General features: G+C 45.9%; 15 protein-coding genes. All 15 read right to left on the bottom strand.

The window, feature by feature from the left end; genetic code table 11:
- Positions 1 to 29: 29 nt before the first annotated feature.
- The 15 genes from HMPREF2704_RS07675 to HMPREF2704_RS07610 all read right to left on the bottom strand — a co-directional run bounded on the left by HMPREF2704_RS07675 (position 30) and on the right by HMPREF2704_RS07610 (position 20732).
- The gene (locus HMPREF2704_RS07675; protein ID WP_070675802.1) at positions 30 to 716 is read right to left on the bottom strand and encodes a YoaK family protein; all 687 of its coding nucleotides are present in this window, start codon (positions 714 to 716) and stop codon (positions 30 to 32) included.
- A 245-nt stretch (positions 717 to 961) separates the two neighbouring features.
- Complete coding sequence (locus HMPREF2704_RS11565) at positions 962 to 1297, bottom strand: hypothetical protein (protein ID WP_045759986.1); 336 nt, start codon at positions 1295 to 1297, stop codon at positions 962 to 964.
- Positions 1298 to 1307: 10 nt separating this feature from the next.
- On the bottom strand, positions 1308 to 1850 hold the full coding sequence (locus HMPREF2704_RS07665) for a DUF6773 family protein (protein WP_049482766.1): 543 nt from the start codon (positions 1848 to 1850) through the stop codon (positions 1308 to 1310).
- Between the two features lie 15 nt (positions 1851 to 1865).
- A complete protein-coding gene (locus HMPREF2704_RS07660; protein WP_049482768.1) occupies positions 1866 to 2060 on the bottom strand; it encodes a helix-turn-helix transcriptional regulator in 195 nt (64 codons plus the stop codon).
- A 169-nt stretch (positions 2061 to 2229) separates the two neighbouring features.
- Complete coding sequence (locus HMPREF2704_RS07655; RefSeq protein ID WP_049482770.1) at positions 2230 to 3006, bottom strand: NUDIX domain-containing protein; 777 nt, start codon at positions 3004 to 3006, stop codon at positions 2230 to 2232.
- Complete coding sequence (gene pnuC, locus HMPREF2704_RS07650) at positions 3007 to 3789, bottom strand: nicotinamide riboside transporter PnuC (RefSeq protein WP_049474199.1); 783 nt, start codon at positions 3787 to 3789, stop codon at positions 3007 to 3009.
- A gap of 10 nt (positions 3790 to 3799) precedes the next feature.
- The gene (locus tag HMPREF2704_RS07645; protein ID WP_003009019.1) at positions 3800 to 4861 is read right to left on the bottom strand and encodes an AAA family ATPase; all 1062 of its coding nucleotides are present in this window, start codon (positions 4859 to 4861) and stop codon (positions 3800 to 3802) included.
- Between the two features lie 164 nt (positions 4862 to 5025).
- Entirely contained in the window at positions 5026 to 5751 is a 726-nt protein-coding gene (locus tag HMPREF2704_RS07640) for a hypothetical protein (RefSeq protein WP_070846145.1), read from the bottom strand.
- A 164-nt stretch (positions 5752 to 5915) separates the two neighbouring features.
- A complete protein-coding gene (locus tag HMPREF2704_RS07635; RefSeq protein ID WP_070846144.1) occupies positions 5916 to 6323 on the bottom strand; it encodes a DUF4430 domain-containing protein in 408 nt (135 codons plus the stop codon).
- Positions 6301 to 6789, bottom strand: coding sequence for an ECF transporter S component (locus HMPREF2704_RS07630; RefSeq protein WP_070846142.1), 489 nt, complete (start codon positions 6787 to 6789; stop codon positions 6301 to 6303). Before HMPREF2704_RS07630 ends, HMPREF2704_RS07635 begins: the two co-directional genes overlap by 23 nt.
- Before the next feature lie 9 nt (positions 6790 to 6798).
- Positions 6799 to 9228: an ATP-dependent Clp protease ATP-binding subunit gene (locus tag HMPREF2704_RS07625; protein ID WP_049485777.1), complete on the bottom strand. Its 2430-nt coding sequence runs from the start codon at positions 9226 to 9228 to the stop codon at positions 6799 to 6801.
- Positions 9229 to 9693: a CtsR family transcriptional regulator gene (locus HMPREF2704_RS07620; RefSeq protein ID WP_049485776.1), complete on the bottom strand. Its 465-nt coding sequence runs from the start codon at positions 9691 to 9693 to the stop codon at positions 9229 to 9231.
- Positions 9694 to 10067: 374 nt separating this feature from the next.
- The gene (locus HMPREF2704_RS11560; protein ID WP_256318478.1) at positions 10068 to 10268 is read right to left on the bottom strand and encodes an LPXTG cell wall anchor domain-containing protein; all 201 of its coding nucleotides are present in this window, start codon (positions 10266 to 10268) and stop codon (positions 10068 to 10070) included.
- A gap of 18 nt (positions 10269 to 10286) precedes the next feature.
- The gene (locus HMPREF2704_RS07615) at positions 10287 to 13778 is read right to left on the bottom strand and encodes an alpha-L-fucosidase (RefSeq protein WP_256318471.1); all 3492 of its coding nucleotides are present in this window, start codon (positions 13776 to 13778) and stop codon (positions 10287 to 10289) included.
- Positions 13779 to 13883: 105 nt separating this feature from the next.
- On the bottom strand, positions 13884 to 20732 hold the full coding sequence (locus tag HMPREF2704_RS07610; RefSeq protein ID WP_070846140.1) for an Ig-like domain-containing protein: 6849 nt from the start codon (positions 20730 to 20732) through the stop codon (positions 13884 to 13886).
- Positions 20733 to 20831: the final 99 nt, after the last annotated feature.

The raw sequence follows: 20831 nt of genomic DNA, 5'->3' as shown, positions 1-20831 counted from the left end.
GAGGCTAGGACTTTTGTCCCAGCCTCTTTTTATAGATTATCTGTTTGCAGGCCGAGTTGTTTGACTCTGGCGGTGTAGTAAGTCATGATCAAAAAGAGGTTGGCTGTGATCAGCCAGATGGCCCATTGGTGAATGAAATACATGAGGATGGCTACACTAATCGCTCCTGCAACAAAGCTTCCAACAACGATTCCGTAATTCATAGCCTGACGCCGATACTCGTCCAAATCTCCCTTTCCTCGAGTGATTCGGTACAAGGCCGTCAGCATCTTGCGGTAATTACCAGAAGTCATAAAGATCACATAAGGGTGGTTTTCAATCAAGCTTCCTGTAAAGGTCAACATCATCATCCCTGTTCCAAAAGCAATAAAGGGAACTTCTACAGGTGGTATGACAGACACCAAGGGAATCAGAAGCGTCACCACAAACAAAGGAATCAACATCTTGGTCCGCCAAAAGGCTGTCTTGCGATACTCTTTGATATGGAGAGCAACCACAAAGCCGATCGAGAAAAACAAAATAGATGAAAAACGCATGATGGTATTTTCGACACGGGGATCGTGCCAATCAGCGATGAGAAGCAGGAGGTTCCCAGTTTGAGTCGCGACCAAACTCCGGTAGTGCATGTGGCAAAAGACATCGAGGCCTCCTCCGATAAAACCAAGCAGAGCCCCCATCAGTCGTGTATTTTGTGGTAAAATTATTTTTTCTTCCATAGTCTTGTCTCTTTTGATTTCAATTATTTTTTATTATACCACTTTGCACCAGAGCTGAGTATTGAAAATCAATCATAACCACTCATCAAACAAGTGGTTTACGTCAGGACTATGATTCTAGATAATTAGAATTTCCCTATCACTGTATAGTGCTAAGAGAATCATATTAATAACCTTCGTGATTCCTGAAAGAAAGTTCAAAATAATTCAGTTGTCCTGTTTTCTTTTTTCATGGTAGTGACCTCTTAAAAACATTGTTTGCCTTCTTTAAAGAGTTGATAGAGAGTATAGATATAAATGAGACTAAAAATAATACAGATGGTTAGAAATAGGAGATATCTCCAATCCATAGAATTCGTTATCAGTTGTGGGAGAGATACGAGGATAAAGCAGAGAGATGCGTTCAAGAAGCGTATTTTTTTTGATGTGATTTTCTGAAATCTTTGTCCCTTATTCAAGACTGGAAGAACTAAAAGGAAAATGATCAGAAAAGGACGCGTAACTTGGCCATAGACTAGGAAAAAGGTAACAAAGATGCTAACTAAAATATGACTGAAAATTAAAGTTTGTAATGATTTCATAAGCTTCCTCCTAATCGTCGTCCTGATCTTCCTTGGCTTTTCGAATGCGAAGCCAGACGATAATTTGCATCACCAATCCGAAGAAGAAAGCTGCGAAAAGGATTGATATAAAATGACCTAGATTGAAAAGAGAGGTGAAAAAGTTTTTGCTATTATCCGTTAAGACATTGAGAAGTGGTATTCCAAAGAACATCAAAACTCCATAGAGCAGACCAGCTTTAATGCCAGGATAGCGTAGCTGTTTGCTTTCTTTTTGGCTCAACATATCAGGATCGATAGCAGTAATACCTGTTTTTTTAGTTTGAGTGCTAACATAGATAGCACAAACCATAGAAACCAGAAAGATAATGATTGGATAACCAAAAGCGACAACTTGGGGATATTTATAAGCAAGGATAAAGGGAATAAGATTGCCAAATATCATCAGGTAAAAGAGGACCATAAAGACTTTATTTCCAATGCGATCCGCCTCGCGTCGTTTGTGTTCATCAAGTGGTCCAGAAATGCCATATGTGCGTTTAATCAGTTTTTCAGTAAAGGTTTCTTTTTCCATTTTTTTCTCCTTTTGTTAAAAATCATCTTCCCAAAAAAGACTGTTGAGGTCCGTTTGGAGGCTACGAGCGAGATTGAGACAGAGTTCCAGAGTCGGATTGTACTTGTCGTTTTCAATCATATTGATGGTTTGCCTCGAGACACCGATATCCTTAGCAAGTTCGAGTTGAGACATGCCCAATTCCTTGCGGAATTCTTTCACATGGTTCATGTTTCCTCCTATTAAATGAATGTCGTATATATTTGACTATAGTATAGTATTATGAACATAAAATGTCAACTATTTTTGACATATTTTTAAATATTTCTTACTAGAACAAAAAAATCCCTCCAGCTACTAATAGTAACTGGAGAGATTTCCTGAAAGAACCCTGCTCGATTTACTGTTTTAGGCGATAGGTCTTGCGTGGTTTTTTCTTAGGTACTCGCTTGACACCCACTTCTTCCACGAATTCTCCGAATTTTACGAGGAAGTTATTGCTAACGATGGGACGTCCAGGATTGATCAGATTGACCAATTCGGTTGCTTCATAAACGGTGAAAGGCTCCTCTAACAGATAGAGGAAGGTTGGATTCCAATCCAGACGCCCCTGAATCCGCTTGATCGATTCTTGAATAATCTGGTAGTGGTCAAAGGCAAAATCAGAAGCAGCTAAGGGTTCTCCATCAAGCAAACACTGGGATTTTTTGAAATCGACATCGAGAAAAATGACTTCCTTGGCATCGTCACCTGCATGGGCTAAGTCTACTGCTTCTGCTGGCAGATAGACCAGATGAGCGATGGTAATGACCCAGCCTCTGGGGTCCCGCCCAGGGGTGGAAACTGTCATGAGCTGTTCCACCTTATTCACTGGCAGATCGAGCCCGACTTCTTCTTTGACTTCTCGGATACAGGCATGAGTCGCATCTTCATCCTTGTTCACAAAGCCCCCCACCAAGGCGAGGCGGTGTTGATAAGGGTGGGCCTTGCGGCGAATGGCTAAGAGCTTGAGCTGTCCATCAACAAAACAGTAAGCCACCATGTCCGCTGTGACACTTGGAGTTTCATAAGTTGGCAGATCTTGCTCCTTGTACCACTTGAGAAAGTCTGCTTCACTAGCGACCGTCTCAAAATACTCTTTCTCCGTCATTCCTGCTGGAATTGAGAGACTTGCCATCTAAGCCACCTCCTTCTTGAGGGCTTTGGTCCATTGGTACCAGCCCACTAAACTATTGAGCGTGTAAACCCAGTACATCCCTTGAATGTGAAGACTCTGATCCCACCAGAGATAGATACTAAAGACGTTGGTTGCAATCCAGAAGATCCATTGCTCCCGGTATAGGCGGGTCATTAGGAGCTGGCCAACCCCATTGGTCGCATCGGTGATACTATCACGGAAAGGGCGAGCGCTATGGATGCTCTGATACGCAAAACCCATACCGATCCAAATCACAGCACACAAGGCCAAGTAGCGCATCCACTCAATCAAGTTCAATTTCTTGGCTTCAAAGTGAGATTCTTCGACCTTACCTTGATCATTGATCCGATTAGAGAGCCAAACATAAAGGCCGATCGGTTGCATGATGAAGAAATAAAGAGTTGTCAGAACTTCTCCGTAGAAGTTTTTATTGAGGGCTAAAACGAGGTAGATCGCGGAATTCACTGCTCCAAAGAGGTAGTTACTAGCACGCCCTTCGGCAACCAGGATAACACAGACAATGCCCGTCCAAGAGGCAAACAGTCCCAGCCAATCATGCTGACCTGTACGATTGGTCCATTCTAAGAAGAAGGGAACGCTGGAAAGAAGAAGGAGATAGATCCATTGAAAGGCTGTGCGTCCTACAAAAAGGTCCTTCCATAGAAGTTTCATAATATTGACAAAGCCTTGCTTTTTCGCTTCTTGGTGAACATTTTTAAAGTCTTGGCTAAAAGTTGCGAATTTTTCAGATAGATTTTTCATAAGCTGCTCCTTAGTCGGCTTGGTAAATGGCATCGATCACCTTCTTGGCTTCTTCGTAGTTGCCGAGGTAGTCTGATGCGAGGAAAGTGGTCGGAATGTTTCCTAGGTATTGCTGGCGCAATTGGTCTAGGTAATTTGAAAAGCTGGTGCGGATCTCTTCGTCAGCCATGGTCATATCTCGGAAACCATCATTGACATAAGAGCCGATCGGCTGTACAAAGAGGATCAAATCCCATTTTTCTTTGGACAGAATACTGACAAAGAGGTTGTCGAAGGTATCGGTCATGCTGGTATCTTGGCCTTCGACTTCCATATAGTAGTCGTAATAACCCTTGGTCACCAGGGAATTGGTATCTGCGATGACAAGGCCTCGATTGGCACTACTATCGATGAGCTTAGAGGTTTGATCATACTGTCCTAAGAGTAGGTAATAGTAATCTTTTGGCGTGAGTTCATCATCCCGCACATTGTTCTTGATCTGGTATTCACGGGCATACTCAAGACTAACAGGTGCATCGTAAAAGCGAGCCAAGTCCTTTGCAAGGGTCGTTTTCCCGTTGCTGGCGCTCCCCATGATCAAGACTTTTTTCGTGAACTGGCGACGGAAGGGCTGGGCAATGTATTTCCAGTATTTGCTGGGATTTTCCCGGATCATGGTAGCAGAGATCCCGAAGCGACGCTCTTCTAAGTGAACTTCAAACCCTCTAGCTTCCAACTCTTCCTTGTAGGCTTTCTCCCCTACATAAAAGATCAACTCTTCTGTCTCTGTTTGATACTGGATGGTGTTTAGGGCTGTCTGTAACCAAGGCTCCCAGCCCAAGGGATAACGAGGAAGTTCTGTCTCATCTAACTTATAGACTTGGGTCAACTCATCATTTGAGAAGGCTTCGCGGATATAACGGAAGCGTTTTTGTAAGGTCAGTCCCACTTCTTCACCACGGTCCCCTTCATAACCAGATACAATGACACGAACGCGATCACACTGACGCTTGGCCCGCTGGATCAGGTCAATATGCCCTTGATGAAGAGGCGCAAAGGTTCCAAAAACCAGGGCAATTCTTTCTTTTTTCATATAAGCTCCTTTTTATAATTTTTTATAAATAGATTTTCTTTATGTTTTTATTATAAACTATATTTTCTATCTGTCAATAGTTTTTTATAAAAAAATATATTTTTATTCAAATCAACAAAAAAAGATCTGAAAAGAGATGCTTCTCCTTTCAGATCTTTCGAATTTTATTCACGAGTGAGGGAGTGACTGACACCGTCTTTAAGAACCGTCACACTAGACACAGAACCATCTTTTCCAACTACGATATCTAGAGTCGCTGCAGACCCATCGCCTGCTGAGAGATTAGCATGGTAATGACCATCATCCAAGGTATAGTTATAAGCGCTGATCCCATAGGCTACGGGTTGACCCCCAGGAAGTTGGATGGTCACTTGACCACCTTGGCCAATAGTGACTCCAGTGTCGCGTTTGTCAGACCAATTCCCAGCTGCAGCAGAGAAATCTCCTGCTGCTACAGAATAGACTCCCTTGTATTGGGCATTCTCCGTAGCAGAAGCTTGCTTCTTAGCCTGGGCATGGCCGTCTTCTAGACTTGGCAATTTTGCTTTCGCTGGTGTTGCTGGAGTGGCTACTTCTTTTGTTTCTTTTGTTACGGGTGCTGCTGGTGTCGCTTCTTTAGCTGGAGCAGGTGTTTGACTAGCTGCTGCTTGGTTATTTTTGCTACCAACAGTATGACTTTCTTCTGATTTGCTATCAGAGGATGAAGAGGCAATCGGATCTTTACTAGTGATCACTTTTTTCTTAGAAGAAGAGCTGGTTTGTTTAACCAGACTGGTCTTTGAACTGCTTGCTTCTGAAGTTTTTTCTTCTTTATTCCCGCCACAAGCTCCTAGGAAAAAACTAGCTGTAAGAGCTAGCGCTGCTAGGGAAATGATTTTTTTGTTTTTCATAACAGAACCTCTTTTTTGTAACATTTGTAATATTTTGTAACATTATTGTAACACTGTTATATGAGGCTGTCAATAGTTTCTCAAATATTTTTCTAATTTGAAAGAAATTTTAGGTAAGTTCCTAAACTTTGCAAAAAAAAGCCGGACATACTGTCCAGCTTTTCTTATTTATACACTTCTTGATAGAATTCGATCTTGTCCCCTTTTTTAACGGTGGTTTCAGCAGCACCTTTTGGAGCCATTTCGCCATTGATCTTGTACATCCAGTAAAGACCTTTTGCTTCATCTTGGCTGTGACCGTCAATCGAGGTGATCATGCCATTTTTTTCTTCAATCTTGTAGTTGGCTTTGAGCACTTTCATGAGGTTGCTCTCTTCTGCTACTTTCAAGGTTTTCGATTGCGCTTTTTGACCTTCTGGCGTCACGCTAATCGTAATCGAAATTTCGTTTTTCTTGGCAACTTCTGTGCTAGAAGCACTTGTTTGATTGTTTGTGCTATGAGACGGAGCGCAACTCGCTAAAAGAAGAGCTGCAAGTAAGGTCATCAAGCTAGAAATGGGTTTTTTCAACATAAAATCTCCTAAAGATTTGATAGATAATGGGATAGAAAATGATCGTCGACAGAGCATGGGCAAGGTTAAAACTAAAACCATTGACCAAAGCATAGGTCCACCAAGGAATATGGTATATCAAGGCATAAACACTATCGATCAAGATCCCATAAGCAAAGGACAGTAGGCCCACAAAAAGGATCTGAAGGACATGGGGCAACCACTTGTAACTGATGCGCCAAATGAGCATCAAACAGCCAAAGGCGACAATCTGAAAGAACACAATCAGGCTCATCCCCAGGAAAAAGGCGGAGACAAACATAGTGATCATCATCACAAGAAAAGCAAAGCTATACCCTTCAAATATCACCAAGAGAAAAAAGATGGCAGAAATAGGTTGGACATTTGGAAAAGGGGCAAAAGCCTGACGTAGAGCGACACAAAGGGCCGCCAAAAGCGAAATACGAGTTAATCGCTGAAGCGTCATGACATCCTCCTAGACAATCTCAAACTTGATCGTTCCGGCTGTTGTTCCAACCTTGATGGTTTGCCCTTCTTGGGCTTGCCCTTTCAGCAATAGCTCTGCTAGTTGATCTTCCACTTCGGTCTGCAAGACACGACGCAGTGGGCGAGCTCCCATTTCTGGATCGTAGCCTTTGGTTGCTAGCAACTTGAGCGCTGAAGGCTGGAATTTGAGGGTCATGCCTTGTTCGGCCAAGGTCGCGATGAGCGGTTTGACCATGACTTTCACTACCTGCTGCATATCCTCGCTGGAGAGACTATGGAAGACCACCTTTTCATCAATCCGGTTGATAAACTCTGGACGATAGGTCTTCTTCAACTCTTCAAACATGCGTTTTTCCATATTGGCTTGGTCAAAGCGGATATCTTTAGCACCAAAGCCAACGGTCTTATCATCCCGAAGGGCTGTTGCTCCCAGGTTTGAGGTCATGATGATAATGGTATTGGAGAAGTCGATCTTCCGGCCTTTGCTATCGGTTAAGACTCCGTCATCCAAGACTTGCAAAAGGACATTGAAAATATCTGGATGGGCTTTTTCCACCTCATCAAATAAGAGAACTGAATATGGTTTGTTGCGGACTTTCTCGGTCAACTCGCCTCCTTCTTCGTAGCCCACATAGCCTGGAGGAGCTCCGTTGAGGCGACTGGCCGCGAATTTTTCCATGTACTCACTCATATCAAAACGGATGAGGGCCGATTCATCATCAAACAGAACTTCCGCCAAAGCTTTGGCTAACTCTGTTTTTCCGACACCGGTAGGTCCTAGGAACATGAAAGAACCGATCGGACGCTTGTTGCTACGGATCCCCGATTGATTGCGTCGAATAGCCCGACTGATACTCGAAACGGCTTGGTCTTGACCAATCACGCGCTTGTGCAATTCTGCTTCTAAGTTTAGGTACTTCTTGGCATCGGTTTGGGTCAGTTTTTGAGTTGGAATACCGGATAATTGGCTCAAGGTCACCAAGACATCTTGGTCAGTGACTTCTTTTTTGTAGACAATGGGAGCGGCCTCTACTTCTAAGAGCTGGGCTGCTTTCTTCCACTTGCCGTCCATCAAGGCCCGGTCTAAGGCGGTCAACTCTTCTTTTACGTGACCGTTGGAATCGCGGTTTTGTACAGTAGCTGCCGCTTCATCCAAGAGATCAATGGCTGAATCTGGCAATTGACGGCTGGTCAAATAGCGATGGGCATATTTGACAGCTGTTTCGATCGCTTCATCAGTAATGGTCACATGATGGTGGTCCTGGTAGGTTTCTTTCAAGCCTTGGAGAATTTGGATGCTATCTGCAACACTTGGCTCTTCAATGGTGACTTTCGCAAAACGCCGAGAGAGGGCTGCATCTTTTTCAATATGCTTTTGGTACTCATCTTGGGTCGTTGCCCCAACTGTACGCAAGGTTCCCCGTGCCAGGGCTGGTTTTAGAATATTGGCTGCGTCTAAGGTCGAATCAATACCGGATCCTGACCCCATAATAGTATGCAGTTCATCGATAAAGAGAATCACGTGACCGTCTTCTTCGATGTCCTGGATGATATTGTTCATCCGTTCTTCGAAGTCCCCACGGAAGCGCGTCCCAGCAACGACATTCATGAGATCCAATTCCAGAACACGCATCTGCGCGATTTCAGCTGGTACATTGCCACTAGCGACACGCTGGGCCAGACCTAAGGCAAGGGCTGTTTTTCCGACCCCTGCTTCTCCCACCAATACAGGATTGTTCTTCGTCTTGCGGCTGAGGATTTGGATCATGCGTGAAATCTCTGCATCCCGACCAATCACAGGCTCAAGCTGGCCTGCACGCGCCATTTCTGTCAAATCACGGGTATAATCTTCAAGACCTCCACTGGTGCTTGGGGGCATGCCCATCATATTTCCCATGGTTTGGCGGTTAGGGTTTTGGGCGCGATAGAGACTCCGAATGGCTTTGATATCATTCTTGTCCCAGCCTGCCTTGTCCTCAAGATTCTTTCGAAGAGAGGCAATAGGAACTCCCTTGTCTTGCTCTGTAAAGGCAAAGCCGGCAAACTCCATGACTTGGCTCGCCAAGGTCCCACGGTCTGCTAGAAGAGAGAGGAGCACATGCTCTGTTCCCAAGGTCTTGGCATGAAGGACCTGGGCAATCTCTCTTGCGTGCTTCATAATGGCTTCCATCCGATAAGAAAATGGGAAGATTTCATACCGATTGTCGCTTTGAAAAGCTTGGCCTGTAATATGCTCCGCCGCATCCTGAAACTCATCGATCTGCATAGGATAATCGTTCAGTACAGAACCTGCCACGCTATAGGGATTATTGGCCATAGCCGTCAGGAGATGCCAAGTATCTAAGGTATGCCCCTGATAGTGGCCTGCTAGTATTTGGGCCGCTTCTATACTTTCTAACAGTGCTGTTGAATAGTTCATCTAGTCGGTATTTCCTTTTCTATCTACTTGTTGAATGATTTTTTTCAGCATCGTTGCTCGTAGGATGAGAGCATCTCGACCTAGGACCTCATCGGATGTCGTCGCAAGCAAGAGCTGAGCCTCACGTTTTGTCAATAATTTTTCTTCATAGAGCATCTGGAGGATATCATGGAAGACCTGCTGGCTGATGGTCTCTCCAATATTGGCTGCCAAGTCTTGGAGCATCTGATGGTGATCTGAAAACTGGACCTTGCCAATGCGGATATAGCCACCACCACCGCGCTTGCTCTCTACAATATAGCCTCGGCTCTCGGTAAAACGAGTCTTAATGACATAGTTAATCTGACTAGGTACGACCTGAAAGACATCGGCTAACTCACTTCTTTTGAGCTCTGCCATGCCAGCTTGAGCCAGCAAGGCCTTAATATAAGCTTCGATGCTATCAGATGTGTTCTTATTTGCCATGATGCTCCTTTCTGGCTTGTTTTTTTCTAGATGGATGCTCTGTTCTTTGGCCCATAAAAAATGGCCTTGGAGTGTTCCTTCTCATCATTGACCTTATTTGACTATTATACAATTTTTACGGCTGTAAATAAAGCAAAGACTCTATGGAAATGGGAATCTCTTAAGGAAGGGAGAAAAATAAAAGAGAGTGGGACAGAAATCGGTAATTCGTTAGAATTCGATTTCGTCGTCCCACCTCCGCACAGTTGAGTAGGGCTGTAAAAGCTGATGAAATCAGCGTAGTAGAGCCCACTCAACCACTGCGTCTTGCTCAACAATCCAAAAATAATTGAGAGGCTAGGACTTGTGTCCCAGCCTCTTATGCGAAGAAGGAGCTACTCTTTGCGACGAGCAAATTTCGCGCCTCCGCCCAAGAATCCTAGACCAAGAAGACCTAACCAAGCAAACAATCCACTTTGTTTTGTACCGGTTTTAGGAAGTTTTCCTTCCGATGGTAGAGAAGGACTTTTAACCACTTCTTTTTCCGGATGGTCTGAAGTCGAAACAGAAACTGCTTCTGGGGTTTTCGGTTGCAAGAGAACAGGTCTTCCTTTTTATTTTTTGTCTTCAGCTTGAGAAAGAGTCATAACTTCTGGTTGCATCTTACTTGGGGTGACAGGAGTGGTTGGAGTCGGCATATCAGCTATCAACGGACTTTTTTCCGCTTCCTTCGTCCCGACTTCCGTAATCTGATCCTGGGCATCCACTTCGACAAAGGCATCGACTTCTGTCCGAATTTCTTTGCCTTCTTCTTGTCGAACCTCGATCAATTTCAAGCGGCGTCCGACCTTCCCTGCTTGAAGGATCCGGCTTTCGCCCTTGGCCAAGTCCTTGTTCTCACGCGTTTGACTCTCAAATGGAATCTCCTCCGCTTCGATGAGTAGTTCTGGTTTTTCAAGAATCAAATCCCGAACACCTTCGTCTGGGCGTGTCTGCGTCAGCGGTTCATAATTGCGAGCATCTTCTAAGATGGTTTCAAGGGCTTCGACTTGATTAGCTGCAGCAACCAAATCTGGCCGCTCTTGATCCAACAACTGAGTCAAGTCCGTCAATTGTCCTTGAACCGTCGGTTTGAGATCTGCTTTCAAGCGATCGAGAGAAGTAGCCTTGATCTTTTCTACTCCTTCTCTGATGATCTGTTGTAGCTCTTCTTGACTGAGCAACTGGCTATCTTTCCCTGATAGGATAAATCGGTCTACCTGGATGGCTCTGGATGACTGAGGGTCATTGAGGGCTGGATCTAGGTGCAAGCGTAATTGGTGATAACCTTTTGCTAGACCTTGCAGATTGACCAAACTCTGGTCGAGCTTGCGTTGATCTCCATAGCCACTGAAATAATGATCGCCTTCGATTTCATAATCATAGCCACGACCTTCTTCGAAGGCTATTTCTTTTCCATCCAGGGTGACGCTGTAAAGACCATGACTTGGGTCGACTACTCCTCGAACCTCCACACCCGTGCCCTTAAAGGTAATGGTCACTTCAATGTGTTTCTTGCCTTCCTCATCGGTCACTTGGTTAAAGCTGGACCAAGATTCTGTGCCATTTGAAAAGTCTTTGTTGTCCGTCTCATGGTGCCAACCCTCACTGTAATGCAGTTTCGGATCTTGGTCATCCACTTCTTTGCGATTTTCTGGCAACTGGTCTTCATTCATCACTTGGACTGTCAGTTCTGGAATAAAGCCGACCAGACTTCCTTGATCCGGATGGAGCAATTTGACCTTAAAGTCATAGACGTCGGTCGCTTTTCCTGCAAAATCAAGGGTTGGAACTTGGACTGTTTTTTCCGTCTCTCCATCTGCGAACTCAAGGGTGACGTTGGTATCTTTGTAGACCTTGCCATGAACCCCTGTTCCTGGTTCTGTGATTAATTTGAGACTGGCACTTCCTTTAGAGCCACCTTTTCTCTTGACGACGACTTGCGCTGGGTCGCCTTTCTTAACAGCTAGGGTTGGCTGAGCAAATTCAAAGAGACCCTTTTCTTGGTTATTGAGAGCATAAATCCCTTCCGTTGCGATCGCATCTCCCTTGCTATTGACCAAGGTCAAGGTGTGAGATCCTGCTGTCAAATCCGGTGTTTCATAGACCTTTTGGCTACGTTTGCGGCTTGGGCTTTGGGTATTGATGGTCGCTAGCTTTTGGCCATCGACATAGACATCCATTTCCCCATGACCAGGGTCGACAGTTGCGATCACATAGGCCTTAGTGCCTTCAAACTGATAGGTCACCGAAGCTCCCTTTTCTTTGGTCCACATAGAGGTGCCTCGAACGCCTTCTCCCTCTTCATTCCATTGGCCATTGGCCCGCTCTGCTGTCCGGTCAGAATGATAAGTCAAACCAAGCGGATAGCCATCGGTTTCTTCAATGCTAGCTGGCGTCTTATAGACAGAGACTCCGTTCAAGATTGGAGTAGCTTGGGCATCGGTGATGGACACCCGGATATAGCGACTATCAACTGGTTGCCCTTTGATCAATCGGCGGTATCCTACGGTTGAGCCAGCACCATATGGAACCCATTGGCCATTCACTGCCACATCAATGGTGAAGCCAGAAATCCGTTGGCCTTTCTCGATGGTTTCTTTAAGCTCTACCACATCAAAATGCTGTTCTTTTCCAAGATCGAGAACAAAAGAGCCGGTCTTGGCATCATCTGCAGGTGCCCAACTGGTCTTTTCATCACCATCTGTCAAATGGCTGGCCTTGTAGAGCGGATTGCGTCGTGTCGAGTCAGCTTCTACCAAAGCTCCTGCCGCATAGTTCACACTGTAGAGTTGGTCCAAGGTCTGACGGAATTCTTTCAAACGGGCCACATCGGCATCCGCAAATTTTCCGTCTTGGTTGGGTGGAATATTGAGCAAGAGTGGAGTTCCACGGCCGACCGATTTGAAGTAAATGTCCATCAATTCGCGCAAGGACTTAGGCTCTTGATTGTCATGGTAGAACCAGCCGGAGCGAATAGAGACATCGGCTTCTCCCACTGAGTATTGCTTCCCTTCTGGATCCCCGTGATTGAGGTAACTATTGGATGGATTGTTGCGGATCTTATCTGGATTGACCTTATGCCAAACTGGATCTCCAGCGATTCCCTTTTCATTTCCGATCCAACGAACATTGGTGGGCTCAGCTGAGAAGATGGCAATGTCCCCTTGGGCCTTACGAATGGCATCAAACCACTTGTCGAAGGTATAGGTGACTTTTTGAGCCCCATCGCCCCGCGCTCCATCCATCCAGACTTCTACGAACTTGCCCTTGTTTCCATATTTTGGATCTTCAAGGATTTCTTTGAGCTGGTTGAGATAGTATTCGTTGTATTGGTCCTCTGTATCCACATGGTAGAGCGGGCTGTGAGCATCCCAAGGCGAGAGGTAGACCCCCATATCCATGTCATACTTGCTGGCAGAAGCAGAAACCTCGGCTAGGATATCGCCTTTTCCTTCCTTCCAACCACTTTTAGCAATGGTATGGTCAGTGTATTTAGAAGGGTACAAGAGGAAGCCATCGTGGTGCTTGACGACCATGATGGTTCGTTTGAAGCCCGCTTCTTTCAGGGTTTTGATCCACTGATCGGTATCTAGATGCTCTGGATAGAAATAATAAGGGTCTTCTTGCCCATCTCCCCACTCACGATCGTAGTAAGTATTCATCCCAAAGTGGATGAAAGCTGCTAGCTCTTCGCGGTGATATTGCATCTGAGCCTTGCTTGGAAGTGGTCCATAATCCGCAATCTCAGGCTCCTCATTTAGAGAAGTGGCTGGTTGGCTTGCTTCTGTCCCTTGGCTAACTGCGCGATTTTCTTTCTCACTAATAGCTGGTGAGGACTGTTCTGATTCTTCTTGGTGCTCGTTCACAGTTTTCTCCTCCTTTCCTTGATCTCCTGCATTGCTCGTTTCAACCCGTTCTTCACGTGGTTCACTATTCTCAGCTTGTTCCTCTGCGTAACTGGTAGTCACTCCCAAAAAACAAGTCGCTACGACTACCGAGCAGACGCCTACTGAGAGTTTACGAATGCCAAATCGATTTCTCTGATCAACTAATCTTTTTCCCATATTCCATTCCTTTATGTCATCAGGTAAAGAGGGTGGAGACTTTCCCCATCCTCTTTCTGTTACCTGTGAACTTTTCACCGTATAGTTGCTGGCTTATCCAGCTTTTTACTTGGCCTTATCGGCTCTTTTTTTCTGATCATCCAGCACAGCACCGGCAAGACCTGCTGCTAAGAGACCTACCACAAGGCTTGCGACGCTTTCTTCCGTTCCTGTATTTGGTAAAGTCCCTTCGGAAACTGGAGCAGCTGAAACTGCTGGTGTTTGAGCTGTTTTCTCGACTTCCTTCCCTGCTGCATCTGTCCCTTCCTGACGCACTGCTTTGACCTCAAGAGATGCTTGAGGAGTTGCGGCAGCTACTGGTCCTTCTGAGCCATGAGGATGTTCTGGGTTCGGAAGCGGTTGTGGCTCTGGCCGCGGTTGCGGTTGTGGCTCTGGTTGTGGCTCTGGTTGTGGCTGAGGTTCTGGCTGTGGCTCTGGTTGTGGAGTGTCTGGAAGTACTTCTTTAGTGCCCACCTCTGTAATTTCTGCCACTGGATCTAGCTCTACAAAGGCATCCAGTTCCTTCCGGCTTTCCACACCATTTTCTTGAGAAACTTCCACCAAGCGCAATTTGCGGCCTTTTTGACCTTCTTGAACCACACGTTTCTCACCTTTTGGAAGATCCGCATTTGGACGTTCTAAGCGTTCAAAGTCCATCTCTTCTGGCTCAATCACCAACTCTGGTTTGGTATGAACCAGATTCTTAACTCCTTCTTCAGGAATGGCTGAGCCTGTAGGTGCTTTTGCAGAGAGAGAAAGTTGATATACTTTTTCGAGCTTGCCATCTTCTGAGACAACCTTGACAAGAACAGGGGCATTGGCACTTTTAGCATCGATGACCGTAACAGCTGTTCCATTCTTGCCTTGTGCTGAAACGATTGGACGTTCTCCCTCATACTCTAGATGATACTCTGTCACATCTGGTTTAAAACCTTCTAGGTCTTTGCCATTTACTTGGATGGTGACATCAGTTGTTGCCTGGGCCTCTTCTGTTGGAGCATAGGCGCTCAATTCAATGATTCCAATTCCTTTAAGATTTTCATCACGGACCATTCTTAAACGGATGGCTTTGGTTCTAGTTTCGTTGAAGCTGAGGTTAGAGATATAACCAGGCTCAAAGGCATAATCCAAGCTATACGGGATTTCTTCCCAGTTTGAGGCTTGGTTAAATGGATGATCTGGAAGATTTTTCAAATTGCCGTAATCATCTGGGACATCAAAGTCTGGACCAATATAGCGTTCAAGAACCGTTTTCGTTGGCAGACCTGTTTCCTGATCTGCAAAGAAGTCGACCGCTACTTTATTGACCAAGCGCTCTGTTACTTGACCATTTTTCTTGAAGATGAGACCAGCAAACACTTCTGTCTGATCCGGCTCTCTCTTCCAGTTGGTCCAACGGTAGTACTCATTGTAGCCACCATCATTGATGTAATCGATATAGTCGATTTGATTTGGATCGAGATCGTTGGTTTCACTAGCAAATGCCCTGGTATCTTCTGCATTGTAGTCACGGTTCACAGAGAGGTTTTCTCCTGTCTTTTCTGACACCCGGACGGTCAGCTGAGCTGTCAGATCATAGCCGAGGACTTTTCCTTCGAGCGTGAAGCTACCTTCGTGAGAAAGCGCATCAGCTGGTAGAGGCTTCCAGTCCAACGTAAGCTCCTTGCGTTCATAGCCTGTATCCCCTTGGAAATAAACGCCTACGGTAGATGGTAGAACCAGATCTTGACCGACTTTCACAAATCGGCTACCTGCTTCCACTGCTACTGGGGCAGCTTGTTTCAGTTTTTCTGCATCACTTGTGAGATGGAGGCGGTATTCTTGTAAGATAGTACCATCTTCCGCTTTATGGATGACACGGATTGGCTCCCCTTCATGAACGCTTGGCACAACCGTTGCAAGACCGTGATGGCTAGCTGTCGCTTCCACTTGTGGATAAGCCTGATCACGCGCATCGATGTAGTAATCGGTCACACTTGGGTTGACACCTGGCAATACATCGCCATTGACGCGAATGGTCAACTGGCTCTTTTCTTCTGCCGCAACCTTATTGGCAAAGATCTGAATCTCTGAAATAGAGCTTCCACGCTTGCCTTCTGGCGTCTTCATACGGATACGAACAGCATAGGTGTCGACTTTATCAAAACTGAAATGATTCATCTTACCAGCTGCTACCGGTTCTTCAACGGTTAGGTTGCTGACTTCTTTCCAGTTAGCTGGATTGTTAAATGGATGGTCTGTTTCGTCTTTAACACGATTTGGATTGCTTGGAACTGTTGGGATTTGTTCCCCTGTATAGTACTCAATCACATATTCACTTGGAGCGCCAACGCCGTGGTCTTCATGGAAACCAACATGGAGGTTGTCCACTGCTCGCTTGGTCAAGATACCAGAATCCCCAAACAAGATACCAACAGAATCTTCCGCATTGTCACGGCCCCAGTTGGTCCAACGGTTAGCTGGAGCATCGGTAAAGGAGATGACCTTATCATTGACCTTAGCAACTGGATCTGCATCGTTAGAGTCACTTGCAAAAGCGAGTGGCAAGACAGATCCTGTCCATTGCTCTGCAACGTTAGCACCCTTGACTGTGTTTGCGGAAACACGAATATGAAGACGTGTTGGAAGATCCGTTCCTTCTACACGACCAGCTAGGACAACTTCTCCTTCTTTGGCCAAGAGTTGCGGATCGACCGCATCCCAGGCCACCTTAGCTGTATAGGTCTTACCATTAGAGTGATAGGTCCGCACGCTTTCTGGAAGAGCTGGTTTCTCGCCGACTGGAGTGGTGGTGCTGACTTCTTCTACAGCAATAATGCCTTCAACCGTCACTTGAGCTTGGGCTTCTTTTTCCACACCCTCTACATGACCTGTGACTGTAAAGCTATGGTAATCCTTGACTTGATCTGCGGTTACAGCATCCCAGGTCACGCGTTTTTCTTTCGGGAATCCCTTATCATACTCGACCAAGACGGTTTCTGGAAGAGCTGGCAAAACGTTTCGATCGGTGCTGATCCGTACAGGACGCACCTTCACAACCGTTTTTTCTTCTAGATTTGGCGTGATGGTAAAGCTGACTTCTCCCGTTTGTCCTTGGTAGTTGGCTTCTAAATGAACCAATCCTGCTTCTCGCAATTCCAAACCTTTATTGGTTGCGACGGCTTTTCCTTGGCTACCAGCTCTTGTTTTCACATCGATTTGATCTGCTTTGAGACTTGCCTGGCTACCATCTTGGTAATGGGCAATGACTTCAAGTGGTACCGTTTGGTCTTCCTTGAGTTCCTGTCCTTCTGGCAGACGCAATTCTAGGCGCTCGATCTGTGGACTTTCTTCTTGGAATTGGACCACATAGGTCTGTACAGCTCCCGTATCCTTAGCCGTCACAAAGATTTGGGCTTTCAAACCATTTTCGCGATTAGCTTGTAGGACCGTCACTTGAGCATTTTCTGCACTTGCTGTGACTTGACCTGGCTCTTGACCATAAGCGAGGGAACGGAAAATGGTATGGTTGCCACTACCAAATTTTGGAAGAACTACTCCATCTAGCTGAACCGTTGGTTTCTTAGCCTTGGCTACATCTCCTCCTGCAACCACTAGTGTCGCTTGGACCGTTTCCCCATTGCCTAAGAGTCCTGTAGCTTTCAAGCGTGCTCCTGGTGTGGACAACTGATCTTCTTGACCAGCTTCCAAGGTCCATTGATCGACCTCATAGTGAGCAGTGGTCCCATCGGTGAAGACTAATTGCACAGCCTTATCCACGGTTGCTAGATCTGCTCCCTGTGGGATTTGTTTGATGACTGGAAGGACTTGTTCCACGCCGATCACATCGACCAGAGCTTCGACCGTGCGTCCTTGAACATGACCTGTCACACGGACTTGGCCAGCACGGCTATAGTCTGCCGTATCCCATTCAACGGCTTCTTCTTGGGCCTTGCCATCACTATAGACCACATTGACCTTACTTGGCAAGGTTGGTTTTTCTCCTAGATAAGCACTTTGTCGAACAGGTTCCACACCTAATACAGTGCGTTCTGCTTGGTCCTTCTTACCTGTAAAGAGGCTGACTTGGTCTGATTGCAAGCGGTCTGAGTCTGCATACAGAGTAAAGGCACCCGCCTGCTCAGTTGATTTGACAATCACAACTCCTTTACCGTTGAAGGCTTTGCGTTGCCATGTGCCATCTTCCTGCGCTTTGTAGCGTTCACGGCTGGCCTGTTCCCCATTATCGACACCGACAATTTGGCCTTGTCCATGCAAATGGAAATGCACCAAATTATTGGCAGTTGGGACAACACGACCTTCTTCATCGACGATTTCATAGGTAATATAGGTCAAATCCTTACCGTCCGCTGCGATCGCGTGTTCTTCTTTCAACAAACGAACACCCGCAGCCTTGCCGGCTGTTTCAACTTGATCTTTCGCGATCACTTCTCCTGCTTCGTTGCGCGCAATAGCTTCCACCTTACCTGGTACATAAGGGACCAACCACTCTAGATAAAGTTCATCCGGATTTGCCCCTTCTTGGTAGGTCCGGCCATCAGCTGTGGTCTTCTTGGTAAAGGTCTTCACTCCTTGTGATTCCCCATTGACAATCAATTCCACACTGTGGGCATTGGAGAAGGTCCGAACAGGAATCCGTCCTTCTTCATCCATGACACGATTGGCTAATTCTGGATTGTCCCAGTTCCAATGTGGCAAGAGATGCACCATTGGATGTTTCTCAGCTGACACCCATTGACTTTGGTAAAGGTAAAAATCATTCTTTGGAAGGCCGGCCGTATCCACGATACCGAAATAAGAACTTTTCACAGGTGTGTCATTTTGGTTGTGCCATGGGGTTGGCTCACCGATATAATCAGTACCGGTCCAGATAAATTGTCCTGCATAACCGGCATGATCACGGTCAAAGGTCCAAGAGGCGGTTGCTGTCCGACCCCAACCAACCCGGTCATTGCCGTAGTCTGATTGTTCATAGTGGCGGTCTTCTTGGTTGCTGCCGACCCATTCTCTTTCAGGATGATAGTATGAGCCCCGTGTCCGCGTTGCAGAAGAGGTTTCCGAACCATAAATGAGCCAGTTTGGATGTTTGGCCCGTAAGCTTTCATAGTTGGCCTCTGAATAGTTAAATCCAACCGCATCGAGCTCTGCTGCTACCTTTTCATGGCCTCCTGATCCATCGCCAAAGCGGAATTTATCAGCTCCCATAGTGACATAGCGGGTTGCATCCACGTCCTTGATGGTCTTGACCAAGCGACGAACGGTTGCGACAGATTTGTCTGAACCATCTGCTTCACCGACTTCGTTACCGATTGACCACATGACAATGGCTGGATTGTTCTTGTCCCGCTCTACCATGGTCCGTAGATCGTAATCTGACCAAGTATCCCCCTTACGAGCTTCTGGGTGAGTGGCATCTTTTTCAAAGAAACGACCGTAATCGTATTGCTTCTTGCCACCATACCAGGTATCAAAAGCTTCTTCTTGGACCATCAAGCCCAACTCAGCCGCAATTTTCAAGGTTTGTTCACTGGCTGGGTTGTGGGTCGTCCGGATGGCATTGACTCCCATGTCTTTCATCTGTTTGAGACGACGGTATTCAGCCTTGTAATTTTCCTCAGCTCCAAGAGCCCCGTGATCATGGTGAAGGGATACCCCGTGGAATTTCGTCGCCACCCCATTGAGGAAGAAGCCACCTTCTGGCGTCCAGTTCAGATAGCGATAACCAAAGCGTTCCTTTTGCACATCGACCAACTGCGAATCCCGATAAACCCGCGTATACAAGGTATAGAGAGCTGGATGATCCGTTTTCACATCCCAGAGGGTTGGTTTTTCAACATGCAAGGTTTGAGATAGGTTGATCTCTTGACCTGCTAAAACAGCTTGTGCTTCACTGCGTGTTTTTTCGCTCACCACTTGGCCATTTTGATCGACAATTTCATATTCCGCATAAATACTATGAGCTTGATCATCTTGGTTGACAATGTGGCTCTTCACCACTGTATCTACTGCCCCATTTTGCTGTTTTTCCAACTGAGGGGTCGTAATCGTAGTCCCATACTGCGCTAAATGAACCTTGTCCGTTACACTCAGCTTCACATCCCGGTAAATCCCACTACCAGAATACCAACGGCTACTTGGTTGTTGATTGACCACATGAACGGCGATGGTATTCTCGCTTCCATCCGCATTCAAATAAGGAGTAATATCATAAGAAAAGGCATTGTAGCCATTTGGATAATGACCGACGAATTGTCCGTTTACATAGACTTTGGAATCCATATAAACCCCGCCAAATTCCAAGCGAACCTTCTTATCTAGATCTTTGTCGTCCAAACGGAAGGTCTTACGATACCAAGCATCCCCTCCGTTTAATTGTCCCCCCTCATTTTGAGCAGGAGAGTTGTGATCGAAATCAAAGAAAATAGACCAGTCATGAGGAAGATCTAATTTTTTCCAATCCTTGACATCCACTTGACGCCCTTCTGCACCAGGAGCCGCATTTAATTTAAAATACCAATCTTTATTAAAATCACGTTCTCGATCTTGCACAATATCCTCCGCTACACGATTTTGATCTGGAGCTGCTGTTTCTTCCGTTCCTGTAGCACGCTCAGATGAAGCTGAAATGGGCTGGCCTTCGCCTTGAGGCGCCGGCTTTTCCTCAGCTCCGGTAGGGGTGATGACAGCTGGAGCTTCTGAAACCCTTGCAACAGCTCCAGGAACTTCCGCTTCTGAGTTTTCCGTCATAACACTTGGTGTCTCCAACGAAGTCGGTTCACTTTCGAGGGCTGGCTTTTCTTCCGCATGGACCCTTGAAAGACCCAAGGCAGAAAGCCCAATCACAACAGAACAAGCTCCAACTGAGAGCTTACGAATACTAAAAACAGGACGCTTTTCAAAAAAAGACTTTCCCATAAAAACCTCCTCTTAGGATTAATTATTCAATTTGTAAGCGCTTTCTTATATCTGCGAACGCTTACAGAAAATCACATATTAACTATACCAAAAAAAGAG

The sequence above is a fragment of the Streptococcus sp. HMSC076C09 genome (genome assembly GCF_001837905.1).
Lineage (GTDB): Bacteria > Bacillota > Bacilli > Lactobacillales > Streptococcaceae > Streptococcus > Streptococcus parasanguinis_I.
The sequence above is the reverse complement of the archived record's forward strand: the minus strand, read 5'-3'. Positions and strand labels throughout refer to the sequence as shown.

Coding starts and splice junctions, on each gene's coding strand:
- HMPREF2704_RS07675 (WP_070675802.1), bottom strand. CDS start 716: ATGGAAGAAAAAATAATTTTACCACAAAATACACGACTGATGGGGGCT.
- HMPREF2704_RS07660 (WP_049482768.1), bottom strand. CDS start 2,060: ATGAACCATGTGAAAGAATTCCGCAAGGAATTGGGCATGTCTCAACTC.
- HMPREF2704_RS07610 (WP_070846140.1), bottom strand. CDS start 20,732: ATGGGAAAGTCTTTTTTTGAAAAGCGTCCTGTTTTTAGTATTCGTAAG.
- pnuC (WP_049474199.1), bottom strand. CDS start 3,789: ATGAAAAATCTATCTGAAAAATTCGCAACTTTTAGCCAAGACTTTAAA.
- HMPREF2704_RS07635 (WP_070846144.1), bottom strand. CDS start 6,323: ATGTTGAAAAAACCCATTTCTAGCTTGATGACCTTACTTGCAGCTCTT.
- HMPREF2704_RS07640 (WP_070846145.1), bottom strand. CDS start 5,751: ATGAAAAACAAAAAAATCATTTCCCTAGCAGCGCTAGCTCTTACAGCT.
- HMPREF2704_RS07615 (WP_256318471.1), bottom strand. CDS start 13,778: ATGGGAAAAAGATTAGTTGATCAGAGAAATCGATTTGGCATTCGTAAA.
- HMPREF2704_RS11565 (WP_045759986.1), bottom strand. CDS start 1,297: ATGAAATCATTACAAACTTTAATTTTCAGTCATATTTTAGTTAGCATC.
- HMPREF2704_RS07625 (WP_049485777.1), bottom strand. CDS start 9,228: ATGAACTATTCAACAGCACTGTTAGAAAGTATAGAAGCGGCCCAAATA.
- HMPREF2704_RS07620 (WP_049485776.1), bottom strand. CDS start 9,693: ATGGCAAATAAGAACACATCTGATAGCATCGAAGCTTATATTAAGGCC.
- HMPREF2704_RS07655 (WP_049482770.1), bottom strand. CDS start 3,006: ATGGCAAGTCTCTCAATTCCAGCAGGAATGACGGAGAAAGAGTATTTT.
- HMPREF2704_RS07645 (WP_003009019.1), bottom strand. CDS start 4,861: ATGAAAAAAGAAAGAATTGCCCTGGTTTTTGGAACCTTTGCGCCTCTT.
- HMPREF2704_RS07630 (WP_070846142.1), bottom strand. CDS start 6,789: ATGACGCTTCAGCGATTAACTCGTATTTCGCTTTTGGCGGCCCTTTGT.
- HMPREF2704_RS07665 (WP_049482766.1), bottom strand. CDS start 1,850: ATGGAAAAAGAAACCTTTACTGAAAAACTGATTAAACGCACATATGGC.